This window comes from Rhodobacteraceae bacterium D3-12 (assembly GCA_025916135.1).
Taxonomy (GTDB): domain Bacteria; phylum Pseudomonadota; class Alphaproteobacteria; order Rhodobacterales; family Rhodobacteraceae; genus JAKGBX01.
In genome coordinates, this window is the sequence record CP104793.1 from 778,584 (window position 1) to 803,222 (window position 24,639).

The following is a 24,639-nucleotide window of genomic DNA, read 5'->3' on the forward strand; positions in this document are numbered from 1 at the left end:
TTACACCATCACCGGGCGCGCTGCGGCGCGCCGGTTGCGGGCCAGCATGTCCATCGCGGCCATGCGCACGGCGACGCCCATTTCGACCTGCTCCTGAATGACCGAGCGGGTGATGTCATCGGCGATCTCGCCGTCGATTTCGACCCCGCGGTTCATCGGGCCGGGGTGCATGACGATGGCGTCGGGCTTGGCATGGGACAGCTTTTCGGCGTCAAGCCCGTAGCGGTGAAAGAACTCGCGTTCGGAGGGGATGAAGCCACCATCCATACGCTCCTTTTGCAGGCGCAGCATCATAACGACATCAACGTCTTTCAGCCCCTCGCGCATGTCGTCGAACACTTCGACGCCAAATTCGTCGATCTGGGCCGGCATCAAAGTGGGCGGGCCAACGAGCCGGACGCGGTTTTCCATTTTGCCCAGCAAAATGAGGTTTGAGCGGGCCACACGGGAATGGGCAATGTCGCCGCAAATGGCGATCGACAGGCGGTGCAGCCGCCCCTTGGCGCGACGGATCGTCAGCGCATCAAGCAGGGCTTGCGTCGGGTGCTCGTGCTGGCCGTCCCCGGCGTTGAGCACGGCGCAGTTGACCTTTTGGCTCAGCAGATCGACCGCGCCCGAATTGGGGTGCCGCACGACCAGAAGATCGGGGTGCATGGCGTTGAGGGTGAGCGCCGTGTCGATCAGGGTTTCGCCCTTTTTGATCGAGCTGGCCTGCATCGCCATGTTCATTACATCGGCCCCAAGGCGCTTGCCGGCGAGCTCAAAACTGGCCTGCGTGCGGGTGGAGTTCTCGAAGAACATGTTGATCTGGGTCAGCCCGGCCAGCGCATCGGAGTGCTTTTGCGCACCTCGGTTCAGCTCGACATATTGATCGGCCAGATCGAGAAGCGCCGTGATGTCGCCAGGCGAGAGCGGTTCGATCCCCAGAAGATGCCGGTGCGCAAAGCTCATCTTGCCCCTCTCTGGCTTGGTGGTTTCGGCCGGTTATAGGAAGGCCGGAGACCGGAGTCTAGCGTTGCGGCGTGGCGCGCTGCACTTGGTCCGCGGCCCATGCTCTTTGCCAAAGCTTATCAGTGCGGCGGATGCGGCACTTGAGGTTTTTGAGAAAGATCAAAGCGCGCCGCATGCGCACCCGGTTCCATGCCGCGTTGTCAGGCTTGCTGTTGGCCCGTGCTCTCTTCCATTGCAGACATACCCAAACCCGACAGTCGCCAAATACGCGTCATCAGATGTGGGCGTGACATAGCCTTTTGCGCTGTGGGGGGGCCGAGCGAAGCGAGGCCCCCCTCTGGCGACGCACGAAGTGCGGCGCAAAACCTGTTCACAAATTCGGCGGTTCAGCCTGCCCCGACGATGGGCTAGGGTCGGGCCATGGAATCGCAAATGGGATATCACGAGGCACGCGCCGCGCTGGAATGGCTGTTAGAGCTGGGCGCAGTGGATGCGGTCGGAGACAGCCCTGTGGACCGCTATGCCTTGCCGCAGGCGGCGCCGGGCAAGAAAGCAAAGCCCGAAGCGACCGCACAGGCGGCGCCAGCGCCAACGCCGAATGCGGGTCCGCCGCAGACGCAAGTTGACGTGGTTGGTGAGGCGCGCCGCGCGGCGGCGGGGGCGGGTGATCTTGCGGCTCTCAAGGCGGCGATGGCGGCATATCCGCATTGTGAATTGCGCAAAGGCGCGCGGCAGTTGGTGTTTGGCGAGGGGCAAGCCGGGGCGCGGTTGATGATTGTCGGCGATGCGCCGGGGCGGGATGAGGACCAGCAGGGCAGGCCCTTTGTCGGGCGGCAGGGGCAATTGCTCGACCGGATGCTGGCCGCGATCGACATGGGCCGCGACATGCCGGACGCGCCGGTCTACCTCACTCATGTATTGCCATGGAGGCCGCCGCAGAACCGCGATCCGAAGCCTGATGAGATTGCCATGATCACGCCGTTTCTGGAGCGGCATGTGGCGTTGGTGAACCCGGATGTCATCATCCTTATGGGCAACACCGCTTGCGAGGCCGCTCTGGGCAAGCGCGGTGTGCAGCGGTTGCGCGGGCAATGGGGGGAGGCCTTTGGCAAGCCGGTTTTGCCGATGTGTCATCCTGAGTATCTGATGCGCACCCCGTCGGCCAAGCGCGACGCTTGGGCGGATTTGTTGAGTGTGAAGGCGAAGCTGGGAGCGTTGGCGTGATCCGCTTGTGCGACGTCACCGCTGTTTTATCGCCGTTCGGGACGGGGGCGAGCCGCGGGGCAAAGGGGTGTTTGCGCGCGGTGCAATCGGCGCGGCTGACGGGAGGCTGGCTCTGGCCTGTGCAAGAAATCAGGCCTGTGCAAGAAATTAGACCTTTGCCGGAAAACTGGGCGATATCCGCGCCGGGGCCGATTTAAACACAAACGTTACTGGGCCAGTTTTGCCAATCCGCAATCCTCTGTTGATGACCGGGAAGAATGACTGAACAATGACTGTTGAAAACGACTCTGGAAGCGACGGATAGGACACATGAAAATTCTTGGCTTTTCTGACCTGCATGGCAGCGCGAAACAGGCGCGGGAGCTGGTGAGTGCCAGTGCCGGGGCCGATCTTGTGATCGGGGCGGGCGACTTTTGCAACATGCGCAAGGGGCTGGATGAAGCGATGGAGCTGCTCTCGGGGATCCGCGCGCCGATGGTGTTGGTTCCGGGCAATGCAGAGAGCGCCGAAGAGTTGCAGGCAGCCGCGGATGAGGGCATCGCCGTGTTGCACGGGCGCGGCATTTCGATTGGCGGTGTACGTCTGTTCGGGCTGGGCGGGGGCGTGCCGCCGACTCCGTTTGGCGAGTGGTCTTGGGATTTGAGCGAAGAGGAGGCCACAGACGCGTTGGCCCAATGCGAGGCCGCCGATATTCTGATCACCCACAGCCCGCCCAAGGGCGTGGCGGACCGGACGTCGAGCGGGATCTCGGTGGGGTCGGAGGCGATTGCTGCGGCGATTGAGCGCGTCCAGCCGGGGCTGGCGCTTTGTGGGCATATCCACGACAGTTGGGGCGAGGAAGGGATGATCGGGCGCACGCGGATCGTGAACCTTGGCCCCTTTGCCAATTGGTTCGAGATATAGGAGGCAAACGGCATGAGCCGCATTGACGAGAGCAAGAATTTTGTGCCGGTCAGGATTGCGGTTCTGACGGTATCGGACACGCGCGACATGGCCGATGACAAGTCGGGCGAGACGTTGGTCGCCCGGATCGAGGGCGCCGGGCATGTGTTGGCCGACCGGATGATCGTGCGCGACGAGCGTGACCAGATTGCCGACCAGCTGCGTGAGTGGATCGCGCGCGAGGACGTGGATGTGGTGATTTCTACCGGCGGCACCGGGTTGACCGGCCGCGATGTAACGGTCGAGGCGCATCGCGACGTTTATGAAAAGGAAATCGAGGCCTTTGGCACGGTGTTCACCATCGTGAGCATGCAAAAGATCGGCACCAGCGCGGTGCAGAGCCGCGCCACCGGCGGCGTGGCTGCGGGCACCTATCTGTTTGCGCTTCCGGGCAGTCCGGGCGCCTGTAAGGACGCATGGGACGAGATCCTGCTGGCGCAGTTGGATTACCGGCACAGGCCGTGCAATTTCGTTGAGATCATGCCGCGACTGGATGAACATCTGAGGCGCAAGTGAGCGATTTTGTCGATTTCGGCAGCTTGCCCGATGAGGTGACGTGGCGGGGCGCGAGTGTTCTGGCGCAGGACGTGCGCGGGCGGGTTCTGATGCAGTTGCGCGACAGCGATGCGGGCTTGGCGTCGCCCGGCAAATGGGGGTTGTTCGGCGGCGGGGTAGAGCCCGGCGAGAGCCTTGACGCCGCCGCGCGGCGGGAGTTTCACGAAGAAACCGGAATTGATATAGCTGCGGAAGCGCTGCGCCCCTTGGCGCGGTTTCGCAGCCAAGCAATGGCGAGCGGCATTGTGCATGTCTTTGCTCTGGACCGCCGGGTGGTGCGGGAGGACGTGCGGCTGGCGGAGGGGGCTGGCTTTGCCTTTCTGACCCGCGAGCAGGTGGGTCATTTCGACCTTATCGAGGCCTTCAGGACTGTTTTGCAAGCTCCGGATCTGTGGTGAGGGCCGCCGGGAGGAGGGGTTTGACCTCGACAATCGGGAGTTTGAGCGGTTCAGGCGGGGTGGGCTTTTGCACCGAGGCAAGCATCACTCCACCAATCAGGAAAATGGTGAGCAGAAAACTTGCGAAACGAAGCGGGGACATGGTGGCTCCTTGTTTAAGTATCAGTGGTTTGCTGTCGATCTTGCGGTAATACGCAGGCCACGCGGCATTCCGTCGCAAAAAGCTGTACGCGGGGTGCATTTTGGTCGAAATGGGTCGCAAAACGGCACGGCGGCATATTTTTTCGACGGAATGGGCGGGGTGTGACGTAACACGCTTGTGCTTTGGAATTATTTCGTAGTGCGCTAGATTAATTGAACTGTTTTTTAACGGTTTCCATCGAGGATAGACCCAGATGCGTTTTATGCGGCAAAGCCTGACCGGATTGCTTCTTTTGTCCCTGACCATGGGGGCGTTGTTGTTTGCGGCAAATATGCTGCGCGAGGCGGTGAATGACCGGCTGAACCGTGAGGCGCGGGTACCCCAAGCGCGGGAGCGGGTGTTTGCGGTGAACGTCGTGACGGCCAGCACCGGGCAAGAAGCACCGGTGTTGACGGCTTATGGCGAGGTGCAGAGCCGCAGGACGCTGGACCTTAGGGCGGCGGTGGGTGGCACGGTTGTGATGCTGGCCGATGATTTTGTTGAGGGCGGTCAGGTGACTGCCGGGCAGCTTTTGGTGCGGATTGATCCGGCGGATGCGCAGGCGGCGTTGGATCGGGCGGCATCGGACGTTCAGGATTCCGAGGCCGAAAAGCGCGATGCGGCGCGGGCTTTGGCGTTGGCGCGGGACGAGGTGAAGGCAGCCGAGGAGCAGGCGGCGCTGCGCCAGCGGGCGTTTGAGCGGCAGGTGAATTTGAAGGACCGGGGTGTCGGCACCGATGCGGCGGTGGAAGAAGCCGAGCTGACCGCGAGTTCGGCGCGGGCGGCGGTGTTGTCAAAGCGTCAGGCGCTGGCCACGGCAGAAGCGCGGGTCGATCAGGCCGCGACCAATGCGGCACGGGCTCTGATTGCGTTGAACGAAGCCAAGCGGCGGCTGGCGGATACCGAGATCAGGGCCGGGTTCAGCGGCACTCTGAGCGAGGTCAGCGTGTTGGAAGGCGGATTGGTGTCGACCAACGAGCAACTGGCGCGGGTGGTGGACCAAAACGCGCTGGAGGTGGCGTTTCGCCTGTCAACACAGGCGCACACGCGGCTGTTGGATGACAACGGGCGGCTGCGGCCTGCGGATATGCGCGCGACGCTGGATGTCTATGGCATCGACATGATGGTCAAAGGCAAGCTGAGCCGGGACAGCGCAGCGGTGGGCGAAGGGCAGACCGGGCGGCTGGTGTTTGCGCAGCTTGAAGCCGGGCGCGGGTTGAAGCCGGGCGATTTTGTCACGGTCGAGATTGACGAGGCGCCGCTTGACGGTGTGATCCGCCTGCCTTCGGGGGCCTATGGCTCGGACGGCACGGTTTTGGTGCTGGACCCTGACGGGCGGCTGGAGGCGGTCGAGGTTGAGCTGGTGCGCCGGCAAGGCGACGATGTGATTGTGCGGGCCAACGGGCTTGACGGGCGCGAGGTTGTGACCGCGCGCACGCCGCTTTTGGGGCCGGGGATCAAGGTCAAGCCGTTGCGGGCTGCTGGCGCGGCGGCGGCAGCTGCTGCTGCGGCGGAGCCCGAGATGTTGAGCCTGTCGCAGGAGCGGCGGGCGAAATTGGTTGCTTTTGTTGAAGGCAACACGCGCCTTCCCGAAGCGGTGCGCAGCAATATTCTGGCGGCGCTGTCCAAGGACAAGGTGCCGGCCCGCATGGTCAAGCGCATCGAAGCGCGGATGGGGGGCTGAGCGATGGGGTGCTGTGACGTTAGCGGGTGGTCGGTATGAGACCCTCGGGCTTGTTGTCGTATTTCACCCGCCACGCCACAGCGGCGAACCTGCTGCTGGTGGTGTTGATCGTTGCGGGGATCGCAGCGGTGCCACGGATGCGGGCGCAGTTTTTCCCCGATGTGATCGTCGACAGCGTGAGCGTCTCGGTCGTATGGGAAGGGGCGGGGGCCGAAGATGTGGACCGCGCCATCGTGCAGATCCTTGAACCGGCGTTATTGTCGGTTGAGGGGGTTGAGGCGTCTACCGCGACCTCAAGCGAGGGGCGCGCGGTTGTCACGCTGGAATTCGAGCCATCATGGGACATGGCGCGCGCGGCGGATGATGTGCAGACGGCGGTGGATGCGCTGACGACCTTACCGGAGGAGGCCGAGGAGCCCACGGTGGTGCGCGGCGTGTGGCGCGACCGGGTCACGGATGTGGTGATCACCGGGCCGGTGGGGCCAGAGCAGCTGGGCGGGTTTGCCGATGAATTCATAACGCGGCTGTTTGCCGAAGGGGTGACGCGAACCACCATTCGCGGCGTTGCCGCGCCGCGCACCGTGATCGAGGTGCCGTCGGTCAATTTGATCTCATACAACGTCACATTCGCACAGATTGCCGCCGCGATTGCCGCCGAGGTAGATGCCTCGCCTGCGGGGGACGTGGAGGGGGCCAACACGCGGGTGCGCACCGGCAAGGAGAAACGCGCACCGGATGAGTTGGCTGCGATCACGCTGAGGGTTAACCCGGATGGATCGAAGTTGACCATCGGGGATGTGGCGCAGGTCAGGCGCGAGGGGATCGACCGGACGCGCGCGTATTATGTTGGGCAAAATCCGGCGGTGTCGGTCCGGGTGGACCGCTCGGCGCAGGGGGATGCGATCACCATTCAGGCGCAGGTGGAAAAGGTGGCCGCCGCGTTGCAGGCGACCCTGCCTGAGGGGACCAGCGTTGATTTGATCCGCACGCGGGCCGAAGCGATCACCGACCGGTTGGACATTCTGATTGATAACGGCGCGATGGGGCTGGTCCTTGTGCTGTGCATTCTGTTTTTGTTTTTGAACGCGCGCACGGCGTTTTGGGTGGCTGCGGGCATTCCGGTGGCGATGCTGAGCACGATTGCGTTGATGTATATGTTTGGTTTGACGATCAACATGATCTCGCTTTTTGCGCTGATCATCACGCTGGGGATCGTGGTGGATGATGCGATCGTGGTGGGCGAACATGCCGATGCGCGGGTCAAGGATTTGGGCGAGGCACCGGTGGAGGCCGCCGAGAACGCGGCCAAGCGCATGGCGATGCCGGTTTTCTCGTCAACGCTGACCACGATCATCGCGTTTTTCGGGCTGGTGGCGATTGGCGGGCGGTTTGGCGATCTGATCAAGGATATACCGTTCACGGTGATCGTGGTTCTGGCGGCGAGTCTGGTTGAGTGTTTTTTGATCCTGCCCAACCACATGTCACATGCGTTGAAGCATTCGTCCAAGGATCATTGGTATGATTTGCCCTCGCGCGTGGTGAACCGCGGCTTTGTGAAGGTGCGCGAATATCTGTTCCGCCCGTTCATTGCCGGGGTGGTTTGGGCGCGGTATCCGGTGTTTGCCGGGGCGCTTTTGTTGCTGGCGTCGCAGGCCGCGTTGCTGATCAAGGGCGACGTGCAATGGCGGTTTTTCAACGCGCCCGAGCGCAGCAGCGTGACCGGCAATTTCGCCATGGCGCCGGGCGCGGTGCGTGCGGATCTGATTGCGCAGATGCGGCTGATGCAGGAGGCGGTTGAGACGCTGGGGCGCGAATATGAAGAGCGCTATGGCCGCAACCCGATTGATTATGTCATCGCCGAAGTGGGCGGCAATTCGGGGCGCGCGCTTCCCGGGGCGGACACCAAGGATGCGGATCTTTTGGGGGGCATTGCGATTGAGCTGATCGACGTTGATTTGCGCCCCTATTCCAGTTTCGCCTTTGTTGGCGAGTTGCAGGAGCGGGTTGAAAACCACCCGATGGTTGAGGTTTTGAGCTTTCGCGGGTGGCGGTCCGGTCCCGGTGGCGATGCGCTTGACGTGCAGTTTTATGGCGCTTCGGCGGAGGTTTTGAAGCAGGCGGCAGAGGCGCTTAAGACTGCGGTGGCGCGTTACCCTGAGGTGAGCGCGGTCGAGGACAACCTGTCCTATGACAAGGACGAGTTGATCCTTGAGCTGACGCCGCAGGGGCGGGCGCTGGGCTTTACCATTGATGAGTTGGGCCGGGTGCTGCGGTATCGGTTGAACGGCTTGGAGGCGGCGACATATCCCGACGGGCCGAGGAGCGCGGAAATTCGCGTTGAGCTGCCCAAGGGAGAGCTGACGGCGGATTTTCTGGAGCGCAGCCAGATGCGCACGCCGGAGGGGGCATATGTGCCGTTGGCCGATATAGTCAGCGTCGAAAACCGCGCCGGATTCTCGACTGTTAAGCGCGAGAACGGTGTGCGCACCGTGTCGGTGACGGGCGACATTTCCGAGGATGACGCGGCGCGCGCAGAAGAGATCATGCGGGCGTTACAAGCCGAGATCCTGCCCGATATTGCAGCGCGCTTTCAGGTGGTATGGCAGATGTCGGGGCTGAGCGAGCAGGAGGACGAGTTTCTCAACGATGCGCGGCTTGGGCTGACGCTCTGTCTGACCGGGATATACCTTGTGCTGGCTTGGGTTTTCTCAAGCTGGACACGGCCCGTGGTGGTGATGGCGATCATTCCGTTTGGGTTGATCGGCACGATATACGGCCATGCGGCGTGGGATGTGCCGTTGAGCATGTTCACGGTTGTCGGGCTGTTGGGGATGACCGGGATCATCATCAACGATTCAATCGTGTTGGTCACGACAATCGACGAATACGCCGAAGAGCGCGGGTTGATCCCGTCGATCATTGACGGGACGGCGGACCGGTTGCGCCCGGTGTTGTTGACCACGGCGACCACTGTGTTCGGGCTTGCGCCGCTGTTGTTTGAACGCTCGCAACAGGCGCAGTTTTTGAAGCCGACGGTTATCACCTTGGTTTACGGCTTGGGGTTTGGGGTGATCCTTGTCTTGCTCGTCGTGCCGGCGTTGATTGCGATACAGGCGGATATCGGGCGGCAGGTGGCCGCGTTTCGCCACGGGATCAGAGCGCGCAGGGGGCGTTTGTGCTGCGCGGCGTGAATGTGGTTGGCGGGGTTTTGTCGCTGTGCTGGTTGGGGGCGACGATCGGGCATGTGGTGTGGCGCGGGGCGTTGCCGGATGCGTTGGCCACGATTGTGCCCGGGGTCGGGCCAATGGCGGCGGCGTTCGTGCTGTTTGTGCTGGGGGTTTTGGCGCTGGTGATCGGATTGTTTGTGGTTGCGGTATTGGCGCAGGCGATGGTCGCGCGGCGGATGAAGCCGGGGCGATAGCCGCAACCGTCACCTTAGCTTTTGTTACTGATCCAGCGGCATTGATAGGGCGCGAGGGTGAGCGTGTCGGCGGCGGTGTCGATGATGTCGTCGCTGAGCAGGTCGCGCCATGTCTGATCCTCGATCAGGTTGATAACAGAGAGCGGCAGGTGGACCGTTTCATCGCTGACGTTATGCAGGGCGAAGATGGATTGATGCCGGTGCAGGCTTTGCCGCCAGAGGCCAAAGACGCGGTCATCACCGATTGTTACCGTGAACTGTGTCGCGTTGGGGTGAAAGGCGGGTTGCGCCTTGCGCAGGATCAGCCGTTCAGAGAGCGCCGAGAGGGCCGTGGCCTGATCTGATGCAGGGTCGGCGAGGCGCGCGCGCAGGGTTGGGTAATCCCAGCGGTGGCGGTTGATGGCGCGGTTCATGCCGCGATGCACGACGCTGTCGTGATCGTTGGGCGTGGCGAGCAGGGAATGGATATAGAACGCCGGGATCCCTTCGAGCGACATGACGATGGTTTGCGAGCAGATAAACCGCGCCATATGCAGCGCGTCAGCCCCTTTGAAGGTTTGGCGCATGGCCTCGAAAAAGGTGATGTTGAGCTCGTAAGGGGCCTCGTCCCCGTCGGGGAGGGTGCGCATGGAGACCAGCCCGCCGCTTTTGCGGACGGTGTCGATGACGCGAGTTTTCTCGTCATCGGGGAGCAGCCCTTCGACGGGGCGCATGCCGATGCCATCATGGCTGGCCGTGAAGTTGAGATAGGCGCAGCCCATCGGCGCGGGCGGCATGGCGCGTTGCCAGCGGCGCAGATATTCGACGTTGCCCGACATCATCGCATGCAGGATCAGCGGCGGCAGCGGGAAGTTATAGATCGCGTGCGCTTCGCTTCCGACATGCGGGCCGGTGCCAAAATAGCTTAGGTTTTCGGCCTTGGGGACGTTGGTTTCGGTCAGCAGAATAATCTTTTCTGTGGCGTAGTCACACAGCGTGCGCATCAGTTGCACGATGGCGTGGGTTTGGGGCAGGTGGATCGAGGGGCTGCCCGCGATTTTCCACAGAAAGGCCACCGCATCTAGGCGAATGATGCTGACGCCATTGTCGACGTGCAGGCGGATGATGCGCAGGAATTCGAGCAGCACCTCGGGGTTGCGAAAGTCGAGATCGACCTGATCGTGGCTGAAGGTGCACCAGACGTGGCGCGGGCCATTGGCGGTTTCGACCTGTTGCAGGAGCGGCGTGGTGCGCGGGCGCACGACAGCGGTGAGGTCATCTTCGGGGGAGGCTTCGAAGAAGAAACGGTCATAGGGCGCTTGGCCCTGAAGGTAGGCGTTGAACCAGTGGCCCTGACTTGAGACATGGTTGAGCACGAGATCGGACATCAGGCGAAATTCGTCCGCGATGCGGGTGATGTCCGGCCAATCGCCGAGTTGCGGATTGACGGCGCGGTAGTCGGAGACGGCGAAGCCATCGTCCGACGTGTAGGGAAAGAACGGCAGGATATGCACGGAGTTCACCGCGTCGGCCATATAGCGTTGCAAGAAGTCGCGCAGCAGGTCGAGGGGCTTGTGTTTGCCGTCGATGATCGAGTTGCCATAGGTGATGACAAGCGCGTCCTTCTCGCTCCAGAGGGTATTCCCGACAGGACGGGCGCGTTTGCGGCGGATGCGCCCATCGGGCCAGAACGCGTCAATGATGAGGCTGGTCAGGATGTCGGCGTCTAGATCGGGATAGATTTGACGGACGAGCCGGGCGAGGCGCTGGCTGAACGGTTGGTTTTGGTCTGACATGAACCCTCTGCTCTGGTGTCCCACTATGCCGCGGGAGGCGTGCCCCCATGATAGCGGGAGCGGGGCGGGGAAATTAAGAGAAAACTTAGCAACTGCCCATTTTATAAGCGTTTTGCGGGGCGATGGAGGCCGTAGCCGGGGGGAAAGTGGCGGATCGGTGGAACCCTTTGGGCGGGGCGCGCGTTCTCTCACTGTTACGGCATGAGGGCTGTGACTGAGACAGATTGAAATACGACAGAAACCAAGGAGCATAGACATGAATTGGGATCAGATCGAAGGCAAATGGAAACAGATCAAGGGCGGTGCCCAAGAGAAGTGGGGTGCTTTGACCAACGATGATCTGGATCAGGTCGAAGGCAATGCCGAAAAGTTGGTTGGCAAGGTTCAGGAACGCTATGGCAAGTCGCGCGAAGAGGCCGAGAAGGAAGTCAACGACTGGCTCGCGACGCTTTGATGCAGATGCGCAGGGGACAAAACGGTTCCCTGCGACGCAGCCCCCAGAGGGGGCGAAAAAATTAGGGAACCATTCCTCCCGATAAGAGTTCCCTGATAGAGCGCCCGGTCATGCAGCCTGTTTTCCTGTCTCCCTCCCCAGAGATGCGCATGTTCCGGGCGTTCGATTTTTTAAGCAAAAGGATATAGCCCCGCCATGGTGACACCGATGATAACGCGTATCACCATTTTGGGCATCGGGGTTGTCGTTGCCTTTTCCACATTGAGCATAGCCAAGGAATTTTTCGCGCCAGTTTTGAGCGCGATGGTGTTTGGCGTGGTTTTGTCGCCGTTTTTCGACATGCTGGCGCGGTTAAAGCTGCGCCCGTCGTTGGCGGCGTTTGTGACGGTGGGCATTGCGTTTTCGCTGTTGGCGATTTTGACCGTGTTTCTGGAGCCCTATGTCAGCGAAGCGATCACGCGTGCGCCGGTGATCTGGTATGAATTGCGTGATGCGGTTGAGCAATTACAGGCGATGATGCTGGGTCTGAACGAGATTGCCGAGGATGTTGCCAAAGCGATCGACCCGGATGCGAAGGGGGCGGACAAGGTGGAGCCTGCTTTTGATGTGCCGCCGCTGAGTGATGCGCTGTTTTATGCGCCGCAGTTCCTTGCGCAGGTGATGATCTTTGTCGGCGTTTTGTATTTCTTCCTGATGACGCGGCCCGAGGTTTACCGCTGGCTTGGGGCGACGCTGGGCGGCTATGAGGAGGCGGATTTCACCCGCGCAGAGGCGCAGGTGGCGCGGTATTTCCTGACCATTACGGCCATCAACGCGGGGTTTGGCCTGTTGGTAGGGATTGTGCTTCAGCTGATCGGATTGCCGGGGGCTGTGTTCTGGGGCGTCATGGCGTTCATGCTGAACTATGTGCTCTACCTTGGGCCAATCGCGCTTGCCGGGGCGTTGCTGGTGACGGGGTTGGTGGCGTTTGACGGCGCGTGGGCGGTTGTGCCTGCGGCGCTTTATCTGTCGATGAATGCGACCGAGGGGCAGTTTGTGACGCCTGCTTTGGTCGGTCAGCGCCTGTCGGTGAACCCGTTGTTGGTGTTCGTGTCGCTGGTGTTCTGGCTGTGGCTTTGGGGGCCGATTGGCGGGGTGATTGCCATACCGCTGCTGGTGTGGTCGCTGTCGGTGGCCGAGGTGTTCGTGCGCGGAGAGATCGAGCGGCGCGAAGCCGGTAGCGCCGGGTGATTGTCCGGCGCTGATCAACGGCGCCGGTAGAAGACGTTGTCAGAAAGCGATGTTAGAAATCATTGGCGTCGGGTTCAAACTCGGTCGCTTGGAACGTCACGGTGATTTCAAAGCGCTCCGCGTCATTCGAGATCTCTACGGTGCCGCCGAGTTGGGTTGCGAAGGCTTTGATCAATCGCGACCCGAGGCCGGTGCTTTCGGCGCCAGACTCGCCGCCGACCGAATTGGCCAGCGAGAAGGTGCAGGTGTTGTCCGCGTCCCGTTTGAAGGAGACCGCGATCCACGGTGCGCCGCCTTGGGGTGCGCCGGCGAATTTCATCGCGTTGGTGGCGACTTCGGTCGCAAAAAGCGACATTGGCACGGCTTGGTCCGGGTAGAGCAGCACATGGTCAATGTCGGTGTCGACGCGGATGTCGACCGGGCTTTTGGTGCCGATGTCGGTGCTTTTGTCGATAATCTCGCGCAGGAGGCCCCCATGTCGACGAGGCCGGCGTTGCTGGTTTGATAGAGGTCTTTGTGAATGGTCGAGAGGCTGAGCACGCGGTCCTGCATGCGGCGCAGGATTTGCTTGGTCTCGGTATGTTCGGCGTCGCGGATCTGCATGTTCAGGATCGAAGAGATCAGTTGCAGATTGTTTTTGACCCGGTGGTGGACCTCTTTCATCAAGATGTTTTTCTGGCGCATCGCGTCTTCGATGGCGGCTTCGTCGTGCAGGATGGATTCGGCCATGAGCACGAAAGAGCGGTGGATGCTGGCCAGTTCGGTGGGCATTTCGGGGGCGGTTGTTTGCGCCGGCATCTCGCGGTCGCGGGCAAAGCGGACCATTTGAGAGCGCAGTTTGTTGACGTGGCGCGAGACCAAGCGGTGCACCGCAAAGAGCGATACGGCGAGGCTGATCACCCACATCAGGACGGGAAACAGGCTGGTCGGGAAGAGCACGTCGGCGCGTTGCGCGAGGCCGATTTCGGGGTCCCAAATGCCGAGCACGAAGAACTGGCCGCTTTCGATGGGCACGACCGTATAGAGGTATTGCGCGCCGTCGACGCCTTCGGTCGAGAAAGAGGCGGAGGTGCGCGAAAACACAGCGAGGTTGATGTCGAGCGGCAGGCGGCTCGCGGCTTCGTTCACATTGGTGCGGGTGGTGAGCACTTCGCCCGCGCCGTTGAAGGTGACGATATCGACGAGGGCGGGGGCGTCGAGTTTTTCGATCGCCTCGTCAATTTTGGAATGCGGGATCGAGACCTGCATAAATCCGATAAGCTCGCCATTGAGCATCACCGGATCAGAGACCGTGACAACCGACGGGCCGCCCATTTGGGTGCCGATATTCACATCGACCCGCTGTCGGGCGTCGGCAACGGCACGTTGAAACGCTTTGGAGTCGGACAGGTCGATGGGTTTGCGCGCCGAGGAGCAGGTCATTTTGCCAGAGAGGGGGGCGAAGCCTGCGAAGCTGAAGGTGGGGGATTTGAGCACAAATTCGGAGAGCATCGCCGAGCAAGTGTTGCCCTCGGTCGCAAGAAACCGGGGTTGGGACGTGAACACCGACGCGGCGCCGAACGCCCGCTGGATCAGGATGCGTTCGCGCAGTGCTGCGGTTTCAGTCAGCACCAGAAGCGCCAGTTCGGCGTTTTCCTGAGCCTTGTCGCTGACGCTTTTGGTTTGCAGGACGGCGATCAGTCCGATCGGCAGCAGCGCGAGCGACAAGAGGGCGGCGAGCCGGACACGCAGGCTGCTATACCAATGGAGCGGCGTCGTGTTGTCAGGCATTATTGTGGCACGGTCCCGGAGCTGGAGATCACCGACATGGTGGCGGCATCGGTGAGTTCCATGGGCGCGTTTTCGTCGAGTTCGAGCAGTTCGGCAAGGCGAGCGCGGCCACGGTTGACGCGGCTTTTGATCGTGCCGGTGGCAACGCCGCACATATCGGCGGCCTCGTCATAGGAAAAGCCCGACGCGCCAACAAGGATCAGGGCTTCGCGTTGTTCATCGGGCAGGGTTTCAAAGACGGTTTTGAAGTCGGCAAGGTTCATGCGCCCGTCGTGATCGGGTTTGACCGACAGGGTTTCGGTAAAGGCGCCATCGACATCGGCGACCTCGCGGTTGAGCTTGCGGCGGCTGGAGTAATAGGTGTTGCGCAAGATCGTGAAAAGCCAGGCGCGCAGGTTTGTGCCGCGCTGAAACTTGTCGATATTGGTCCATGCCTTGATGACCGTATCCTGGACCATGTCATCGGCGGCGGCACCATTGCGGGTGAGGCTGAGAGCAAAGGCCCTGAGCGCCGGCAGGTGATCGACCAGCTCGTTTCTGGGATCATCCGACATCAGCGGTGATCCTTGTCGGCGGAGTCTTTTTCCGCGTCTTGGGCCTTGAGCACAGCGAGAAGATCCTTGAACCGGTCAGGGAGTTCCTCTTGCACGAGGTCGGAGTAGACCAGCTTGAGGTTCTCGTCGATCAGCTCGGCGATGCGGTCCGGGTCATTGCCTGTTGTCTTTTTCATGCTATTGCTTCAGCTCTTTCACAAATATTTCTTCAGCCACCGGAACCAAACGCCCGCGGGATGCGTTTGGTTCCCAGAAAGTTTGAAAAAAGGCAAAGAAAAATGTCAAACACTCAAGACACGATGGATTTTTCCGATCAGGTTGCGGCGCAATTGCCGTTTCTGCGTCGCTATGCGCGGGCGCTGACCGGGGCACAATCAAGCGGGGATAAATATGCGGTGGCGACGCTTGAGGCGTTGTTGCAGGATCGCTCGATGTTCGAGGGCGGGGATATTTCCGTCAAGGTGGGGCTGTTCAAATGCTTCCACGTCATCTGGTCCAGTTCGGGCGCACCGATTGGTGAGGCCGAGAGCGAAACGGCAGCGCGGGCTCAGGCGCATCTGGCCGGGTTGACGCAGAACAGCCGCGAGGCGCTGTTGCTGTCCACAGTCGAGGATTTCTCGATTGCCGATATTGCCGAGATTATGGGCGTGAGCCGCGATGAGGTGCGGGCCTTGGTCGCCACGGCGCGCAAGGATATGGAACGCAGCGTGTCCGGGCGGATCTTGATCATCGAGGATGAGCCGATCATCGCCGAGGATCTGAGCGTGATTGTCAGCGATCTGGGGCATAGTGTGACCAATGTGGCGCGCACCCGCAGTGAAGCGGTGGAAATGGGCAAGGCCGACGCGCCGGACCTGATCCTTGCTGATATTCAGCTGGCCGATAATTCATCGGGGATCGACGCGGTGAATGACCTGTTGGGCGCGCTGGGCGAAACGCCGGTGATCTTTATCACCGCCTTCCCCGAGCGGCTGTTGACGGGTGAGCGGCCGGAACCGGCGTTCCTGATCTCGAAACCTTACAAGGAAGAGCAGGTCGAGACGGCGGTGAGCCAGGCGATGTTCTTTGCCTCGACCCGGACGCTGACCGCCTAGGGCGGCTTGCGATTTGCGCCAAGACAAACCCCCGCCAGAGTGATCCTCTGGCGGGGGTTTTCGTGTGAACGGTCAGGCGTTTGCGCGCCGGATTAATTGGCCGGATTGCTTGACCGGATTACTTGGCGGTGATCGCCTTGAGCATCCATGCGGCCTGTTCGTGGAAAGACGAGCGCGCGGTCGCGAGGTCTTCGGTCACGGCGTCATTATGCGAGCCGGCAAGTTCGATCAGGGCGTGCAGGCGATGGGCCACACGTTCGTGATCGGCGGCCAGATCGGCGCACATTTCACCCGCCGAGGGGCTGTCGGTGAGGTCTTTGATCACCGAAGCGTCGGTGATTTCAGCCAGCGTCGAGGGGGCGAGTTGACCCAAGGCGCGGATGCGTTCGGCCAATACATCGGCAGCGGCGAAGAGGTTTTCATATTGCTCTTCGGTGAGCTTGTGCAGCGAGAAGAACAGCGGCCCTTCGACATTCCAGTGATAGGCGTGGGTCTTGAACATCAGCCGATAGGTATCGGCCAGCACATCGGCAAGGCCACGGGTAAGCGCTTGGGCGTTACGCACGCCGGATTTGATGTCATGTTCTTGCGGGACGACGTTTAGGGGAGATGTCATTTGAAAGCTCCTTTTTTGCGAGTTGGTAAGGGGGAGGCGCGAAAGAGGGGCGGAAAGACCGCCCCCCGTTTCACCGGATTATGCGTGGTTAGCGCGAGGCGCTACGCGCCACATTCACGATCAACGCCACGACAAAGAGGGCGAGGAAAATGAAGAACAGGATTTGCGCGATGCCAGCCGATGCGCTGGCGATGCCGCCAAAACCAAAGACGGCGGCGATGATCGCCACAACAAAGAAAACAAGGGCCCAATACAGCATGATATGTTCCTTTCAGTAGTTATTTTGATGCGCCGCCAGCAGCGGCATTGTGAAAAGACAACGGGTCAGGGCGGCTTGGGTTCCAAGAAAAACTTTTTGTGATGAGGGGAACTTTTGGCGTGGATGGGGGTTGAGGTGCCAGACACGCCAACAACCCTCATAAGGAGAACCACGACATGGCACGAACATCGACCAACGGTTCCGCAAAGGACGCCACGGTAGCTGATCTTTCGGCGGAAATCGAAACGCTGCGCAAGGATTTGGGCAGCCTGACGGATACGATTGCCGAGCTGGGGAAATCCAAGGCAAGCGCGTTGAAGGACGCCGCCAGCGAGCGGGTCAAATCGGCACGCGACACGGCGCAGCAGAAGGGGGCCGAGGCGGCCGAAAAGGTTGGCGCACAGGCTCAATATGCCCAGACGCAGGCGAATGAGTTCATTCAGCAGAAGCCCGCGACCGCGATGGGTATTGCAGCCGGTGTCGGCTTTCTTGTCGGCATGTTGAGCACGCGCCGGTGAGCCGATGCTGAGCGGGATCAAACAAACCGCAGCCGATGCTGCGCGCAAGGCAGGCCTCCTGACGGGGGGGCTGCTTTGTGTTGGTGTTGGCTTGGCGTTTTTGACGGCGGCGGCGTGGATTTACCTTGCTGCGACGTTGGATGCTTTGGCGGCGGCGTCGATCATTGGTGGCGTATACGCCGGGCTGGGCCTGATCCTGATCGGGGTGGCAAGCTCGTCAGGGGCGCGAAACGCACAGGCGCGGGCCTATCGCGAGGCGCTGCACGAGAGCGAGGCGCAGCATGCGCCAGCGGGTGAAGCGCCACCGTTGATGCAGGCGTTTTTATACGGCATGCAGGCGGGCACCAATGCCTCTAGCGTGACGCGACGCCCAGAGTAAAAAGCGCCGAGGCGATCATCGCATCGGTAAAGAGACGCGGCAGGATGACGACCTTGCCGGTCTCTGATGTGTCCAGAAGCTCGTCATCATCCGACAACAAAATCAGACGTTCACCAACGCTGCGGCGCATCATGGCGATGAGGTTGGCGGCGGCGTGACCGCTGGGCATCATCGCCAAGGCGAGATGGGCGAGCGAGGCGGAGGACTGCTCGATCGCGGAGTCGATGGTGTCAGCCACCTCGATCACTGCGTCGGGCACGCAGTTTTGCAGGATCTGACTTAGATCCATCGCAACGATAGGGTCATCCATGATGACCAGCATTCTCGAAGCCATACCAATTTTTCCTGAACCGAGGAGGCGGGCGAATTGAGCCCGCAGCGGGATCGTGCCTTAAACCAAGACAGATTACCGTGCAATATTTTCTATGCAATAATTACTCTGCGATTGGCTTGGATGGTTCTGCGCACCACATTTGGGTTAGAAAAGACCGCTGTTTCAGAAATGGAGCGCTATGAACACGCAAAAGCGGGCCGAAATCGGCCCGCTTGGCATGTCGTTCATCGGGGGTAGCCCCCCTTTGGTTAGGCGTGGGATGTCGCGCTGCGCGGACCCGCCACAAGCCAGATGATAAAGCCCAGCAACGGCAGGAAGAGCACGAGAAGCGTCCAGAGAACTTTCTTGCCGGTTGAGACGCTCGATCCGACAATCGAAACGATTGCCCAAATGTCGAGTACCAAGATGATCAGGCCGCCTAATCCACTAACTTCCAACATTGTTATATCTCCTTCGGTGCTGATCCCGCTGCCGCGTTATTGGCGGGTTTTATCTGCGGGCTTCAGATATAAAACGCACGGGAGGGCGGGTTTGTTCCGTAAATTTGGCTGAAAATACAGGGATTTCGGCGTGATTTGGGAACGGAAACCGGCGCGCTGCGTTAGGTGTTTAGGGGCGTGCGCCCTTGGAATGGACCTGCGGGCGCGAGCGCTGCGAAAGTTGGGGGTGAACACGATGAGAATAAACGCTTTTGTGGCGAAGCTGGTGCAGGATGTGCGGGCGAGTTATTGGTTTTTGCCGGCTTCTTTGGTGTGTCTGGCGCTGTTGGTGTCGCAGGCAAGTTTGTTCATTGATCGCAATCCCGAGTGGTTGCCGTTTGAGCCGCCGCAGGCGTTTCGCAACACCCATGTCGAGGGCGCGCGGTCGCTCTTGTCGATCGTTGCGCAGTCGATTTTTGGCGTGGCGGGGGTGTTGTTTTCGATGACGATCGCGGCGGTGTCGTTTGCGTCGGGCAATTTCGGGCCGCGGCTGATCGGGAATTTCATGCGCGACCGGGGCAATCAATGGAGCCTTGGCATTTTGATCATGACCTTTGTGTTCGCTTTGATGATCTTGCGCGCCATTCAGGGGGGCGGGGTTTCGGGCGCGGACGAGGTGTTTGTGCCGCATCTGTCGATCTTTCTGGCGTTGATTTTGACGTTGGTGTCGGTGTTTACGGTGATCTATTTCGTGCATCACATCCCGGAAACCATCAATGTTTCGAATATCACCGCCGCGCTGGGGCGCAGGCTTGTCGGGGCAATCAAAAAGGTGATTGAGGCCCAAGGCGAGCGCAGCGAGGAAGGTGGCGCCGTGACCTGGCCCAGGACCGAGGCGGAGGCCAATGTCACCCTGTCAAAAACCGGCTATATTCAGGCGTTGAACACCCAGGATTTGCGCGATCTGGCCGAGAAAAATGATCTGTGTATTCAGGTGATGCGCCCGATCGGGAGCTTTGTCACCCACGACACGGTGGTATTGCGGGTGTGGGGTAAGGCCGCGGGCGATGAGGCGGTGAGGCGCGAAATCCGCACCGCGTTTGCATTGGGGGCGAGCCCGACAGAAGCGCAGAACCTGATGTTCGTGGTGGATCAGCTGGTTGAGATGATCGCGCGGGCGATGTCGCCGGGAATGAACGATCCGTTCACGGCGATCAACTGTTTGAACTGGTTGCATGCGGCGGCAGTGACGGGCGCGAATTACGAAGGTGGTTTGCTGGGGGAAACGCAGGGCGCGGTGCGCCTTAGGCGGCCAGAGTTTCGCGACATTTTGCAGGGCGGATTTGGCGCGGCCTATCCATATGTAAGCTCGGATGCGCTGTGTTTGAGCCATGTGACGGGGATCTTTGTGCAGATGAAAGAGCAGATCGAGGACAGCGCGCACCGCGATACGCTGAAAGAGTTTTTGGCCCAGTTGGATGAAGGGTAGGCGCGGCGAACGCAAAAAAGGGGAGCATGGCGCCCCCCTTTTCCGGTAGATGTGTCAAGCGATGGACGGCTTATTTACCGTAGGTGTCCATGGCTTCCAGTTCGGCTTTGCTCAGCGTGACGTGAACGCGCATGTCGTCACCTTCGGTGGAGCGCAGAACATTCAGCTTGTCGAGCTCAAGCGCGACCGGCTTTTCGCCAATACCAAGGAAGCCGCCAACGTCGATCACGGCTTTTTCGACTTTCATGTCGTCCGTCATCAGAACTTCGGACACTTCGCCAATCCAGACGTTTTTCGAGTCATAGACTTCGGTTCCGGTCAGGGTCTCGGCGGTGATATACTGCTGTTCGGCAGCCGCAAAACCGTCGATATCGAGCTTGGTCTCGGCTTTCATGGCCGGGTCTTTGTCGGTCATCTCGGTCTTGGCAGCCTCGGGTGATTTGTCCAGCGGCGTGCTGTCGGCCATGGAATCGGCAATGGCAGCGGATGCGCCAAAGGTGATAAGAGCGGTGGTCATCATAAGATTTTTCATCGGTCTCTCCTTACTTTCAGTTACATGCACATTGTCGTGCTGTGGGGAGAGAACACATGCGGATGCGAAATGTTCCGGGTGAAAAAATCTTTTTCGAAATATTCCATCAACCTGCTGAATTCATTAGATTATAGAATATTCAGCACCAAAGGGGGCTGGAACCTTTTGCGCGGGCATGCGTTTAAGACCCGGAAGGGTGCGCCGATGCGCGCGCCGCGTTGAAAAACCTAGGAAAGTGACGAAAAACCATGGATCAGACGACCACGACGACCGAACCGCAGGGGTTCATTGCGCAATTGTTTCAAACCGACATCTATGACGGCAAGTCTTTGGCCGATCTGGTGACGCTGGAGAGCCTGTTTGATCTGGCGGGCAATGTGGTGGCCGCGATCCTGATCATCTTTGCCGGTTTTGTTATCGCGGGGTTTTTGAAGCGCCGGATTGTGCGGGTCGGGGAGCGGTATGAGCATCTGGATGTGACGCTGTTCCGGTTTCTGGGGAATGTGACGCGTTACACTGTGCTGGCGTTTACCGCTCTGTTTGTTCTGAACACATTCGGGGTGCAGACCACGTCGATTGTTGCGGTTATCGGTGCTGCCGGTCTGGCGATTGGCTTGGCGTTGCAGGGCACATTGTCGAATGTTGCGGCGGGGGTGATGATTGTGATGTTTCGCCCGCTTAAAATCGGGGATTTTGTCGAGGTCAACGACGTGATGGGCACGGTCAAGGATATCACGCTCAACTATACCGAGTTGGCCGATCTGTCGAATGTGCAGGTGATCGTGCCGAATTCGGAGGTTTGGGGCAACACGATCAAGAACTATTCGACCAACGCCACGCGCCGGGCCGAGTGGACCTTTGGCGTGGGCTATGGCGTTAACCTTGCCGCTGCAGAGCAGGTGATCCGCGACACGATCCTTGCTGATGAGCGGGCGCTGAGCGACCCGGAGCCGTTCTTTCAGGTGACGAACCTAGGCGACAGCAGCGTTGATTTCCTTGTGCGGGTCTGGTGCGATGCGGGGGATTATTTCCAGTTCAAGGCCGACATGACGCGCAAGGTCAAAGAGGCGATGGACGCGGGTGATATCGACATCCCGTTCCCGACGCGCACCTTGGTGCATGACACGCCCGTGCTGGTGCGTGACGACAGCGAAGAGGTGGCTCAGGCGAGCTGACCACCATCAACGCGCAGGTCGATGCCGGTGACAAAGCCGGCTTCGTCCGAAGCAAGATAAAGCGCGGCGTTGGCAATGTCCCACGCCGTGCCCTGCCGGCCCATCGGCACCATTGCGGCGCGGCGTTTGGCCAGCTCGTCGGGCGGGGTTTCGCGATCAACGAACGAACTGACATGCGGGGTGTCGATCACGCCGGGCAGGATCGCGTTGGAGCGGATGCCAAGCGCGGCGTTCTCGCTGGCGATAGAGCGCGACAGGCGCAGGAGCGCGGCCTTGGATACCTCGTAAGAGACATAGCTGTAGGGTGCGGAATAGACCGCCGCCAGCGACGAGACAAAGATGAAGGCGCCGGATTTCTGGGCCTGCATGGCGGGTAGAACCGCCCGCGACAAGCGCATGGCCGAGGTCAGGTTGATATCAAAGATACGCTCCCAATCGGCGTCGGATGTGTCGGTGACACCTCCCGGCATGCTGATCCCGACGTTATAGTTGAGCACGTCGATCCCGCCCCAATGGGCCACCATCGTGTCGAGCACGGTCGCACCGGCGTCGGGCGTGGTGACATCAACGGCGAGGGTCGTGGCGCTGCCGCCTTCGGCGTGGATTAGGGCAGCGGTTTCGGCGGCGGCCTCGGCGTTGCGATCAACGCAGAGCACATGCGCCCCTTCGCGGGCAAAGCGCAGGGCGGTGGCCTTGCCATTGCCCCAGCCCGCGCCGATCGACCCGGCGCCGATGATGGCGCAGCGTTTGTTTTCAAGCCGTTTCATGGTCAGTTCCCCAAGAGCGTATTGGGCAGCCACATAACGATGCCCGGCTTCCACACGAACAGCATCAGCGCGCCGATTTGCAGCAGCACGAAGGGAATGATGCCGCGATAGATCTGCCCCATGGTGACATGCGCCCCGCCCGCGCCCTTGAGATAGAACAGGGCAAAGCCGAAGGGTGGTGTCAGGAACGAGGTTTGCAGGTTCACCGCCACAAGGATTGCGAACCAGTAGATCATATCGCCCTTTGCCACGTGATCGCCAAAGTCCATCGTATGCACGATGGGCGCAAAGATCGGCAGCATGATCAGCGTGATTTCGATCCAGTCAAAGAAGAAGCCCATGATGAAAATCATCAGCATCATCATTGCCAGGAGGCCCCAATCGCCAAACGACAGGCTGCGTGCGGTCGAGACGATAAAGTGCTCGCCCCCGATCAGGCGGAAGATATAGGAAAACGCCGTTGCCCCGACAAAGATGAAGAACAGCATCGCGATGGTGCGGATCGAACCGTCAAGCGCGCTGGTGAGCGCCTTCCAGTCGAGCCTACGGCGCAGGAAGCCGAGGAGCAGCGCCGCGACAGCGCCGACGCCTGAGGCTTCGGTCGGGGTGGCCACGCCGCCGAGGATCGAGCCGAGCACCGCGACGATGATAAGGAACGGCAGGCCGAGCGAGACGACGAGTTCGCCCCAGCCGTCGAACGTTTCGGTCCCGTCGCGGGGGGCGCGCGGGGCGAGATCGGGCCGCCGCCATGCGATCAGCACGATATAGAGGAGGTAGAGCCCCGCCAGCGCAAGGCCGGGCAGGAAGGCCGCGACAAAGAGCTTGGCGAGGTTCAGCGTCAGCAGATCGCCCATGAAGACGAGCATTACCGACGGCGGAATGAGAATGCCAAGCGTGCCCGCGCTGGCGATTGTGCCCGCGGCGAGCGAGGGGGCATAGCCGCGTTTGATCATCGTCGGTAACGCCAGCGCCGTGAGCATCACCACGGAGGCGCCAATAATGCCGGTCGCCGCCGCAAGGATCGTGCCGACCAGCGTCACCGCAAGGGCCAGCCCGCCGGGCACCGCGCGCAGCAGTTTTTGCAGCGCGATCAGCAGGTCATCGGCAATGCGGGTTTTTTCCAGCACCAGCCCCATGAAGACAAACATCGGCGCGGCGACAAGCACCGGGTTTTCGATGATGCCGCCAAAGATCCGGTTCGGCAGAAGTGTTAGCTGGGCAAAGCGGATATCGCCCGAATAAAGCGCGATGGAGCCAAAGATTAGCGTGACACCCATCAGCATGACGCCGACAGGGAGGCTTGAAAACAGGCCAAAGATCAGCCCGAGAAACATGAAGGCGGGCAAAAGGTCGCTCAGAAATTCCATTTAGCTGGCCTCGAACGGGTTGGGTTGCAGATCGGGGCGATAGAGCGAGACAACACAGCGCAAAGCGACCGAAAGGCCGCCGAGCATGGTCAGCACAGCCGAAACCGGGATGACCGATTTGATGATCCAGCGGTGCGACAAGCCGACCCCGCCATTCGAGGTTTCGCCGCGCAGAAAGGAGCGTTCGGCAAAGTCGTAGCCAAACCACAGCAGCAGACCCATGAAGGGCAGCAGGAACAGGATGATGGAAAACAATTCAAGCCAGAGGCGACGGCGGGCGCCGATCCGTGCGGCGAAGATGTCGATCCGCACATGCGCGTCCTTGAGATAGGCATAGCCAAAGGCCAGCACCGCAATCGCGCCGTGCAGATGCCATTCCAGCTCTTGCAGTTTGAACGACCCGGTGGCGAAGAAGCGCCGCCCGATCACGTCATACATGATAACGCCCGCAAGGATCAGGATAAGCGCGCCGCAAAGCGCGGCAAACCAGCGGCATGGCAGCGCGAACCAGCGCGACAGGGTGAGACAGGTTTCCATGATGCAATTCCCGA

Annotated in this window: 27 protein-coding genes and 1 pseudogene; 13 read left to right on the top strand and 15 right to left on the bottom strand. The window is 60.6% G+C overall.

Annotation, left to right across the window (positions count from 1 at the left end):
- Positions 1-951, bottom strand: a complete 951-nt coding sequence (locus N4R57_03910) for an aspartate carbamoyltransferase catalytic subunit (GenBank protein ID UYV38243.1) — start codon at positions 949-951, stop codon at positions 1-3.
- 420 nt (positions 952-1,371) lie between these two features.
- Here N4R57_03910 and N4R57_03915 point away from each other — a divergent pair, with 420 nt between their 5' ends.
- From N4R57_03915 to N4R57_03930, 4 genes are all read left to right on the top strand, one after another.
- The gene (locus N4R57_03915) at positions 1,372-2,175 is read left to right on the top strand and encodes a uracil-DNA glycosylase (GenBank protein ID UYV38244.1); all 804 of its coding nucleotides are present in this window, start codon (positions 1,372-1,374) and stop codon (positions 2,173-2,175) included.
- 309 nt (positions 2,176-2,484) lie between these two features.
- The gene (locus N4R57_03920; GenBank protein UYV38245.1) at positions 2,485-3,078 is read left to right on the top strand and encodes a metallophosphoesterase family protein; all 594 of its coding nucleotides are present in this window, start codon (positions 2,485-2,487) and stop codon (positions 3,076-3,078) included.
- 12 nt (positions 3,079-3,090) lie between these two features.
- On the top strand, positions 3,091-3,633 hold the full coding sequence (gene moaB, locus N4R57_03925) for a molybdenum cofactor biosynthesis protein B (GenBank protein ID UYV38246.1): 543 nt from the start codon (positions 3,091-3,093) through the stop codon (positions 3,631-3,633).
- Entirely contained in the window at positions 3,630-4,070 is a 441-nt protein-coding gene (locus N4R57_03930) for an NUDIX hydrolase (GenBank protein UYV38247.1), read from the top strand. Before moaB ends, N4R57_03930 begins: the two co-directional genes overlap by 4 nt.
- On the opposite strand, the gene N4R57_03935 is transcribed toward N4R57_03930, so the two are convergent.
- Positions 4,036-4,212 (bottom strand): hypothetical protein, encoded by a 177-nt coding sequence (locus N4R57_03935; protein ID UYV38248.1) that lies wholly within the window; start codon positions 4,210-4,212, stop codon positions 4,036-4,038. The genes N4R57_03930 and N4R57_03935 overlap by 35 nt on opposite strands.
- 253 nt (positions 4,213-4,465) lie before the next feature.
- Between N4R57_03935 and N4R57_03940 the strand changes: the two genes are divergently transcribed.
- Together N4R57_03940 and N4R57_03945 are read left to right on the top strand one after the other, a co-directional pair.
- Complete coding sequence (locus N4R57_03940) at positions 4,466-5,935, top strand: efflux RND transporter periplasmic adaptor subunit (GenBank protein ID UYV38249.1); 1,470 nt, start codon at positions 4,466-4,468, stop codon at positions 5,933-5,935.
- A gap of 35 nt (positions 5,936-5,970) precedes the next feature.
- Positions 5,971-9,356, top strand: a pseudogene (locus N4R57_03945) (efflux RND transporter permease subunit).
- Positions 9,357-9,370: 14 nt separating this feature from the next.
- Here the strand turns inward: N4R57_03945 and N4R57_03950 are convergent.
- Positions 9,371-11,131, bottom strand: a complete 1,761-nt coding sequence (locus N4R57_03950) for an alpha-amylase family glycosyl hydrolase (GenBank protein UYV38250.1) — start codon at positions 11,129-11,131, stop codon at positions 9,371-9,373.
- Positions 11,132-11,387: 256 nt separating this feature from the next.
- On the opposite strand from N4R57_03950, the gene N4R57_03955 reads away from it, so the two are divergent.
- Positions 11,388-11,585 (top strand): CsbD family protein, encoded by a 198-nt coding sequence (locus tag N4R57_03955; protein ID UYV38251.1) that lies wholly within the window; start codon positions 11,388-11,390, stop codon positions 11,583-11,585.
- 207 nt (positions 11,586-11,792) lie between these two features.
- Positions 11,793-12,815, top strand: coding sequence for an AI-2E family transporter (locus N4R57_03960; protein UYV38252.1), 1,023 nt, complete (start codon positions 11,793-11,795; stop codon positions 12,813-12,815).
- Between the two features lie 52 nt (positions 12,816-12,867).
- On the opposite strand, the gene N4R57_03965 is transcribed toward N4R57_03960, so the two are convergent.
- Genes N4R57_03965 through N4R57_03980 form a run of 4 tightly spaced genes read right to left on the bottom strand, consistent with a single transcriptional unit; the run spans position 12,868 to position 15,315 of the window.
- On the bottom strand, positions 12,868-13,170 hold the full coding sequence (locus N4R57_03965; GenBank protein ID UYV38253.1) for a hypothetical protein: 303 nt from the start codon (positions 13,168-13,170) through the stop codon (positions 12,868-12,870).
- The gene (locus tag N4R57_03970) at positions 13,131-14,585 is read right to left on the bottom strand and encodes a sensor histidine kinase (GenBank protein ID UYV38254.1); all 1,455 of its coding nucleotides are present in this window, start codon (positions 14,583-14,585) and stop codon (positions 13,131-13,133) included. Before N4R57_03970 ends, N4R57_03965 begins: the two co-directional genes overlap by 40 nt.
- Positions 14,585-15,139, bottom strand: a complete 555-nt coding sequence (locus tag N4R57_03975) for an RNA polymerase sigma factor (GenBank protein UYV38255.1) — start codon at positions 15,137-15,139, stop codon at positions 14,585-14,587. The genes N4R57_03970 and N4R57_03975 overlap by 1 nt, the downstream gene beginning before the upstream one ends.
- The gene (locus N4R57_03980; protein UYV38256.1) at positions 15,139-15,315 is read right to left on the bottom strand and encodes a NepR family anti-sigma factor; all 177 of its coding nucleotides are present in this window, start codon (positions 15,313-15,315) and stop codon (positions 15,139-15,141) included. The genes N4R57_03975 and N4R57_03980 overlap by 1 nt, the downstream gene beginning before the upstream one ends.
- 102 nt (positions 15,316-15,417) lie before the next feature.
- Between N4R57_03980 and N4R57_03985 the strand changes: the two genes are divergently transcribed.
- A complete protein-coding gene (locus N4R57_03985) occupies positions 15,418-16,233 on the top strand; it encodes a response regulator (GenBank protein UYV38257.1) in 816 nt (271 codons plus the stop codon).
- A 118-nt stretch (positions 16,234-16,351) separates the two neighbouring features.
- Here the strand turns inward: N4R57_03985 and N4R57_03990 are convergent, their stop codons facing one another.
- The gene (locus tag N4R57_03990) at positions 16,352-16,849 is read right to left on the bottom strand and encodes a DNA starvation/stationary phase protection protein (GenBank protein UYV38258.1); all 498 of its coding nucleotides are present in this window, start codon (positions 16,847-16,849) and stop codon (positions 16,352-16,354) included.
- Between the two features lie 88 nt (positions 16,850-16,937).
- Positions 16,938-17,108, bottom strand: a complete 171-nt coding sequence (locus tag N4R57_03995; protein ID UYV38259.1) for a DUF1328 domain-containing protein — start codon at positions 17,106-17,108, stop codon at positions 16,938-16,940.
- A gap of 176 nt (positions 17,109-17,284) precedes the next feature.
- Here N4R57_03995 and N4R57_04000 point away from each other — a divergent pair, with 176 nt between their 5' ends.
- Together N4R57_04000 and N4R57_04005 are read left to right on the top strand one after the other, a co-directional pair.
- Entirely contained in the window at positions 17,285-17,626 is a 342-nt protein-coding gene (locus N4R57_04000; protein UYV38260.1) for a DUF883 domain-containing protein, read from the top strand.
- A 4-nt stretch (positions 17,627-17,630) separates the two neighbouring features.
- Entirely contained in the window at positions 17,631-18,005 is a 375-nt protein-coding gene (locus N4R57_04005; GenBank protein ID UYV38261.1) for a hypothetical protein, read from the top strand.
- On the opposite strand, the gene N4R57_04010 is transcribed toward N4R57_04005, so the two are convergent.
- Complete coding sequence (locus N4R57_04010) at positions 17,980-18,339, bottom strand: hypothetical protein (protein ID UYV38262.1); 360 nt, start codon at positions 18,337-18,339, stop codon at positions 17,980-17,982. The genes N4R57_04005 and N4R57_04010 overlap by 26 nt on opposite strands.
- A 248-nt stretch (positions 18,340-18,587) precedes the next feature.
- Entirely contained in the window at positions 18,588-18,779 is a 192-nt protein-coding gene (locus N4R57_04015; GenBank protein UYV38263.1) for a PLDc N-terminal domain-containing protein, read from the bottom strand.
- 235 nt (positions 18,780-19,014) lie between these two features.
- Here N4R57_04015 and N4R57_04020 point away from each other — a divergent pair, with 235 nt between their 5' ends.
- Positions 19,015-20,247 (top strand): DUF2254 domain-containing protein, encoded by a 1,233-nt coding sequence (locus N4R57_04020; GenBank protein UYV38264.1) that lies wholly within the window; start codon positions 19,015-19,017, stop codon positions 20,245-20,247.
- Positions 20,248-20,317: 70 nt separating this feature from the next.
- Here the strand turns inward: N4R57_04020 and N4R57_04025 are convergent, their stop codons facing one another.
- On the bottom strand, positions 20,318-20,779 hold the full coding sequence (locus N4R57_04025) for a PRC-barrel domain-containing protein (GenBank protein ID UYV38265.1): 462 nt from the start codon (positions 20,777-20,779) through the stop codon (positions 20,318-20,320).
- A 248-nt stretch (positions 20,780-21,027) separates the two neighbouring features.
- On the opposite strand from N4R57_04025, the gene N4R57_04030 reads away from it, so the two are divergent.
- A complete protein-coding gene (locus tag N4R57_04030) occupies positions 21,028-21,954 on the top strand; it encodes a mechanosensitive ion channel (protein ID UYV38266.1) in 927 nt (308 codons plus the stop codon).
- Here the strand turns inward: N4R57_04030 and N4R57_04035 are convergent.
- Genes N4R57_04035 through N4R57_04045 form a run of 3 tightly spaced genes read right to left on the bottom strand, consistent with a single transcriptional unit; the run spans position 21,942 to position 24,625 of the window.
- Positions 21,942-22,721 carry an SDR family oxidoreductase gene (locus N4R57_04035; protein UYV38267.1) on the bottom strand — a complete coding sequence of 260 codons (780 nt, stop codon included), beginning with the start codon at positions 22,719-22,721 and terminating at the stop codon, positions 21,942-21,944. The genes N4R57_04030 and N4R57_04035 overlap by 13 nt on opposite strands.
- A gap of 2 nt (positions 22,722-22,723) precedes the next feature.
- The gene (locus N4R57_04040; protein ID UYV38268.1) at positions 22,724-24,088 is read right to left on the bottom strand and encodes a TRAP transporter large permease subunit; all 1,365 of its coding nucleotides are present in this window, start codon (positions 24,086-24,088) and stop codon (positions 22,724-22,726) included.
- Positions 24,089-24,625 carry a TRAP transporter small permease subunit gene (locus N4R57_04045; protein UYV38269.1) on the bottom strand — a complete coding sequence of 179 codons (537 nt, stop codon included), beginning with the start codon at positions 24,623-24,625 and terminating at the stop codon, positions 24,089-24,091.
- Between the last annotated feature and the right edge of the window lie 14 nt (positions 24,626-24,639).

Excerpts from the sequence above, each read along its gene's own strand:
- N4R57_03910 (UYV38243.1), bottom strand. The coding sequence starts at position 951 with ATGAGCTTTGCGCACCGGCATCTTCTGGGGATCGAACCGCTCTCGCCT.
- N4R57_03915 (UYV38244.1), top strand. The coding sequence starts at position 1,372 with ATGGAATCGCAAATGGGATATCACGAGGCACGCGCCGCGCTGGAATGG.
- N4R57_03920 (UYV38245.1), top strand. The coding sequence starts at position 2,485 with ATGAAAATTCTTGGCTTTTCTGACCTGCATGGCAGCGCGAAACAGGCG.
- moaB (UYV38246.1), top strand. The coding sequence starts at position 3,091 with ATGAGCCGCATTGACGAGAGCAAGAATTTTGTGCCGGTCAGGATTGCG.
- N4R57_03935 (UYV38248.1), bottom strand. The coding sequence starts at position 4,212 with ATGTCCCCGCTTCGTTTCGCAAGTTTTCTGCTCACCATTTTCCTGATT.
- N4R57_03940 (UYV38249.1), top strand. The coding sequence starts at position 4,466 with ATGCGTTTTATGCGGCAAAGCCTGACCGGATTGCTTCTTTTGTCCCTG.
- N4R57_03950 (UYV38250.1), bottom strand. The coding sequence starts at position 11,131 with ATGTCAGACCAAAACCAACCGTTCAGCCAGCGCCTCGCCCGGCTCGTC.
- N4R57_03955 (UYV38251.1), top strand. The coding sequence starts at position 11,388 with ATGAATTGGGATCAGATCGAAGGCAAATGGAAACAGATCAAGGGCGGT.
- N4R57_03960 (UYV38252.1), top strand. The coding sequence starts at position 11,793 with ATGATAACGCGTATCACCATTTTGGGCATCGGGGTTGTCGTTGCCTTT.
- N4R57_03965 (UYV38253.1), bottom strand. The coding sequence starts at position 13,170 with ATGTCGCTTTTTGCGACCGAAGTCGCCACCAACGCGATGAAATTCGCC.
- N4R57_03970 (UYV38254.1), bottom strand. The coding sequence starts at position 14,585 with ATGCCTGACAACACGACGCCGCTCCATTGGTATAGCAGCCTGCGTGTC.
- N4R57_03975 (UYV38255.1), bottom strand. The coding sequence starts at position 15,139 with ATGTCGGATGATCCCAGAAACGAGCTGGTCGATCACCTGCCGGCGCTC.
- N4R57_03980 (UYV38256.1), bottom strand. The coding sequence starts at position 15,315 with ATGAAAAAGACAACAGGCAATGACCCGGACCGCATCGCCGAGCTGATC.
- N4R57_03985 (UYV38257.1), top strand. The coding sequence starts at position 15,418 with ATGTCAAACACTCAAGACACGATGGATTTTTCCGATCAGGTTGCGGCG.
- N4R57_03990 (UYV38258.1), bottom strand. The coding sequence starts at position 16,849 with ATGACATCTCCCCTAAACGTCGTCCCGCAAGAACATGACATCAAATCC.
- N4R57_03995 (UYV38259.1), bottom strand. The coding sequence starts at position 17,108 with ATGCTGTATTGGGCCCTTGTTTTCTTTGTTGTGGCGATCATCGCCGCC.
- N4R57_04000 (UYV38260.1), top strand. The coding sequence starts at position 17,285 with ATGGCACGAACATCGACCAACGGTTCCGCAAAGGACGCCACGGTAGCT.
- N4R57_04005 (UYV38261.1), top strand. The coding sequence starts at position 17,631 with ATGCTGAGCGGGATCAAACAAACCGCAGCCGATGCTGCGCGCAAGGCA.
- N4R57_04010 (UYV38262.1), bottom strand. The coding sequence starts at position 18,339 with ATGGCTTCGAGAATGCTGGTCATCATGGATGACCCTATCGTTGCGATG.
- N4R57_04015 (UYV38263.1), bottom strand. The coding sequence starts at position 18,779 with ATGTTGGAAGTTAGTGGATTAGGCGGCCTGATCATCTTGGTACTCGAC.
- N4R57_04020 (UYV38264.1), top strand. The coding sequence starts at position 19,015 with ATGAGAATAAACGCTTTTGTGGCGAAGCTGGTGCAGGATGTGCGGGCG.
- N4R57_04025 (UYV38265.1), bottom strand. The coding sequence starts at position 20,779 with ATGAAAAATCTTATGATGACCACCGCTCTTATCACCTTTGGCGCATCC.
- N4R57_04030 (UYV38266.1), top strand. The coding sequence starts at position 21,028 with ATGGATCAGACGACCACGACGACCGAACCGCAGGGGTTCATTGCGCAA.
- N4R57_04035 (UYV38267.1), bottom strand. The coding sequence starts at position 22,721 with ATGAAACGGCTTGAAAACAAACGCTGCGCCATCATCGGCGCCGGGTCG.
- N4R57_04040 (UYV38268.1), bottom strand. The coding sequence starts at position 24,088 with ATGGAATTTCTGAGCGACCTTTTGCCCGCCTTCATGTTTCTCGGGCTG.
- N4R57_04045 (UYV38269.1), bottom strand. The coding sequence starts at position 24,625 with ATGGAAACCTGTCTCACCCTGTCGCGCTGGTTCGCGCTGCCATGCCGC.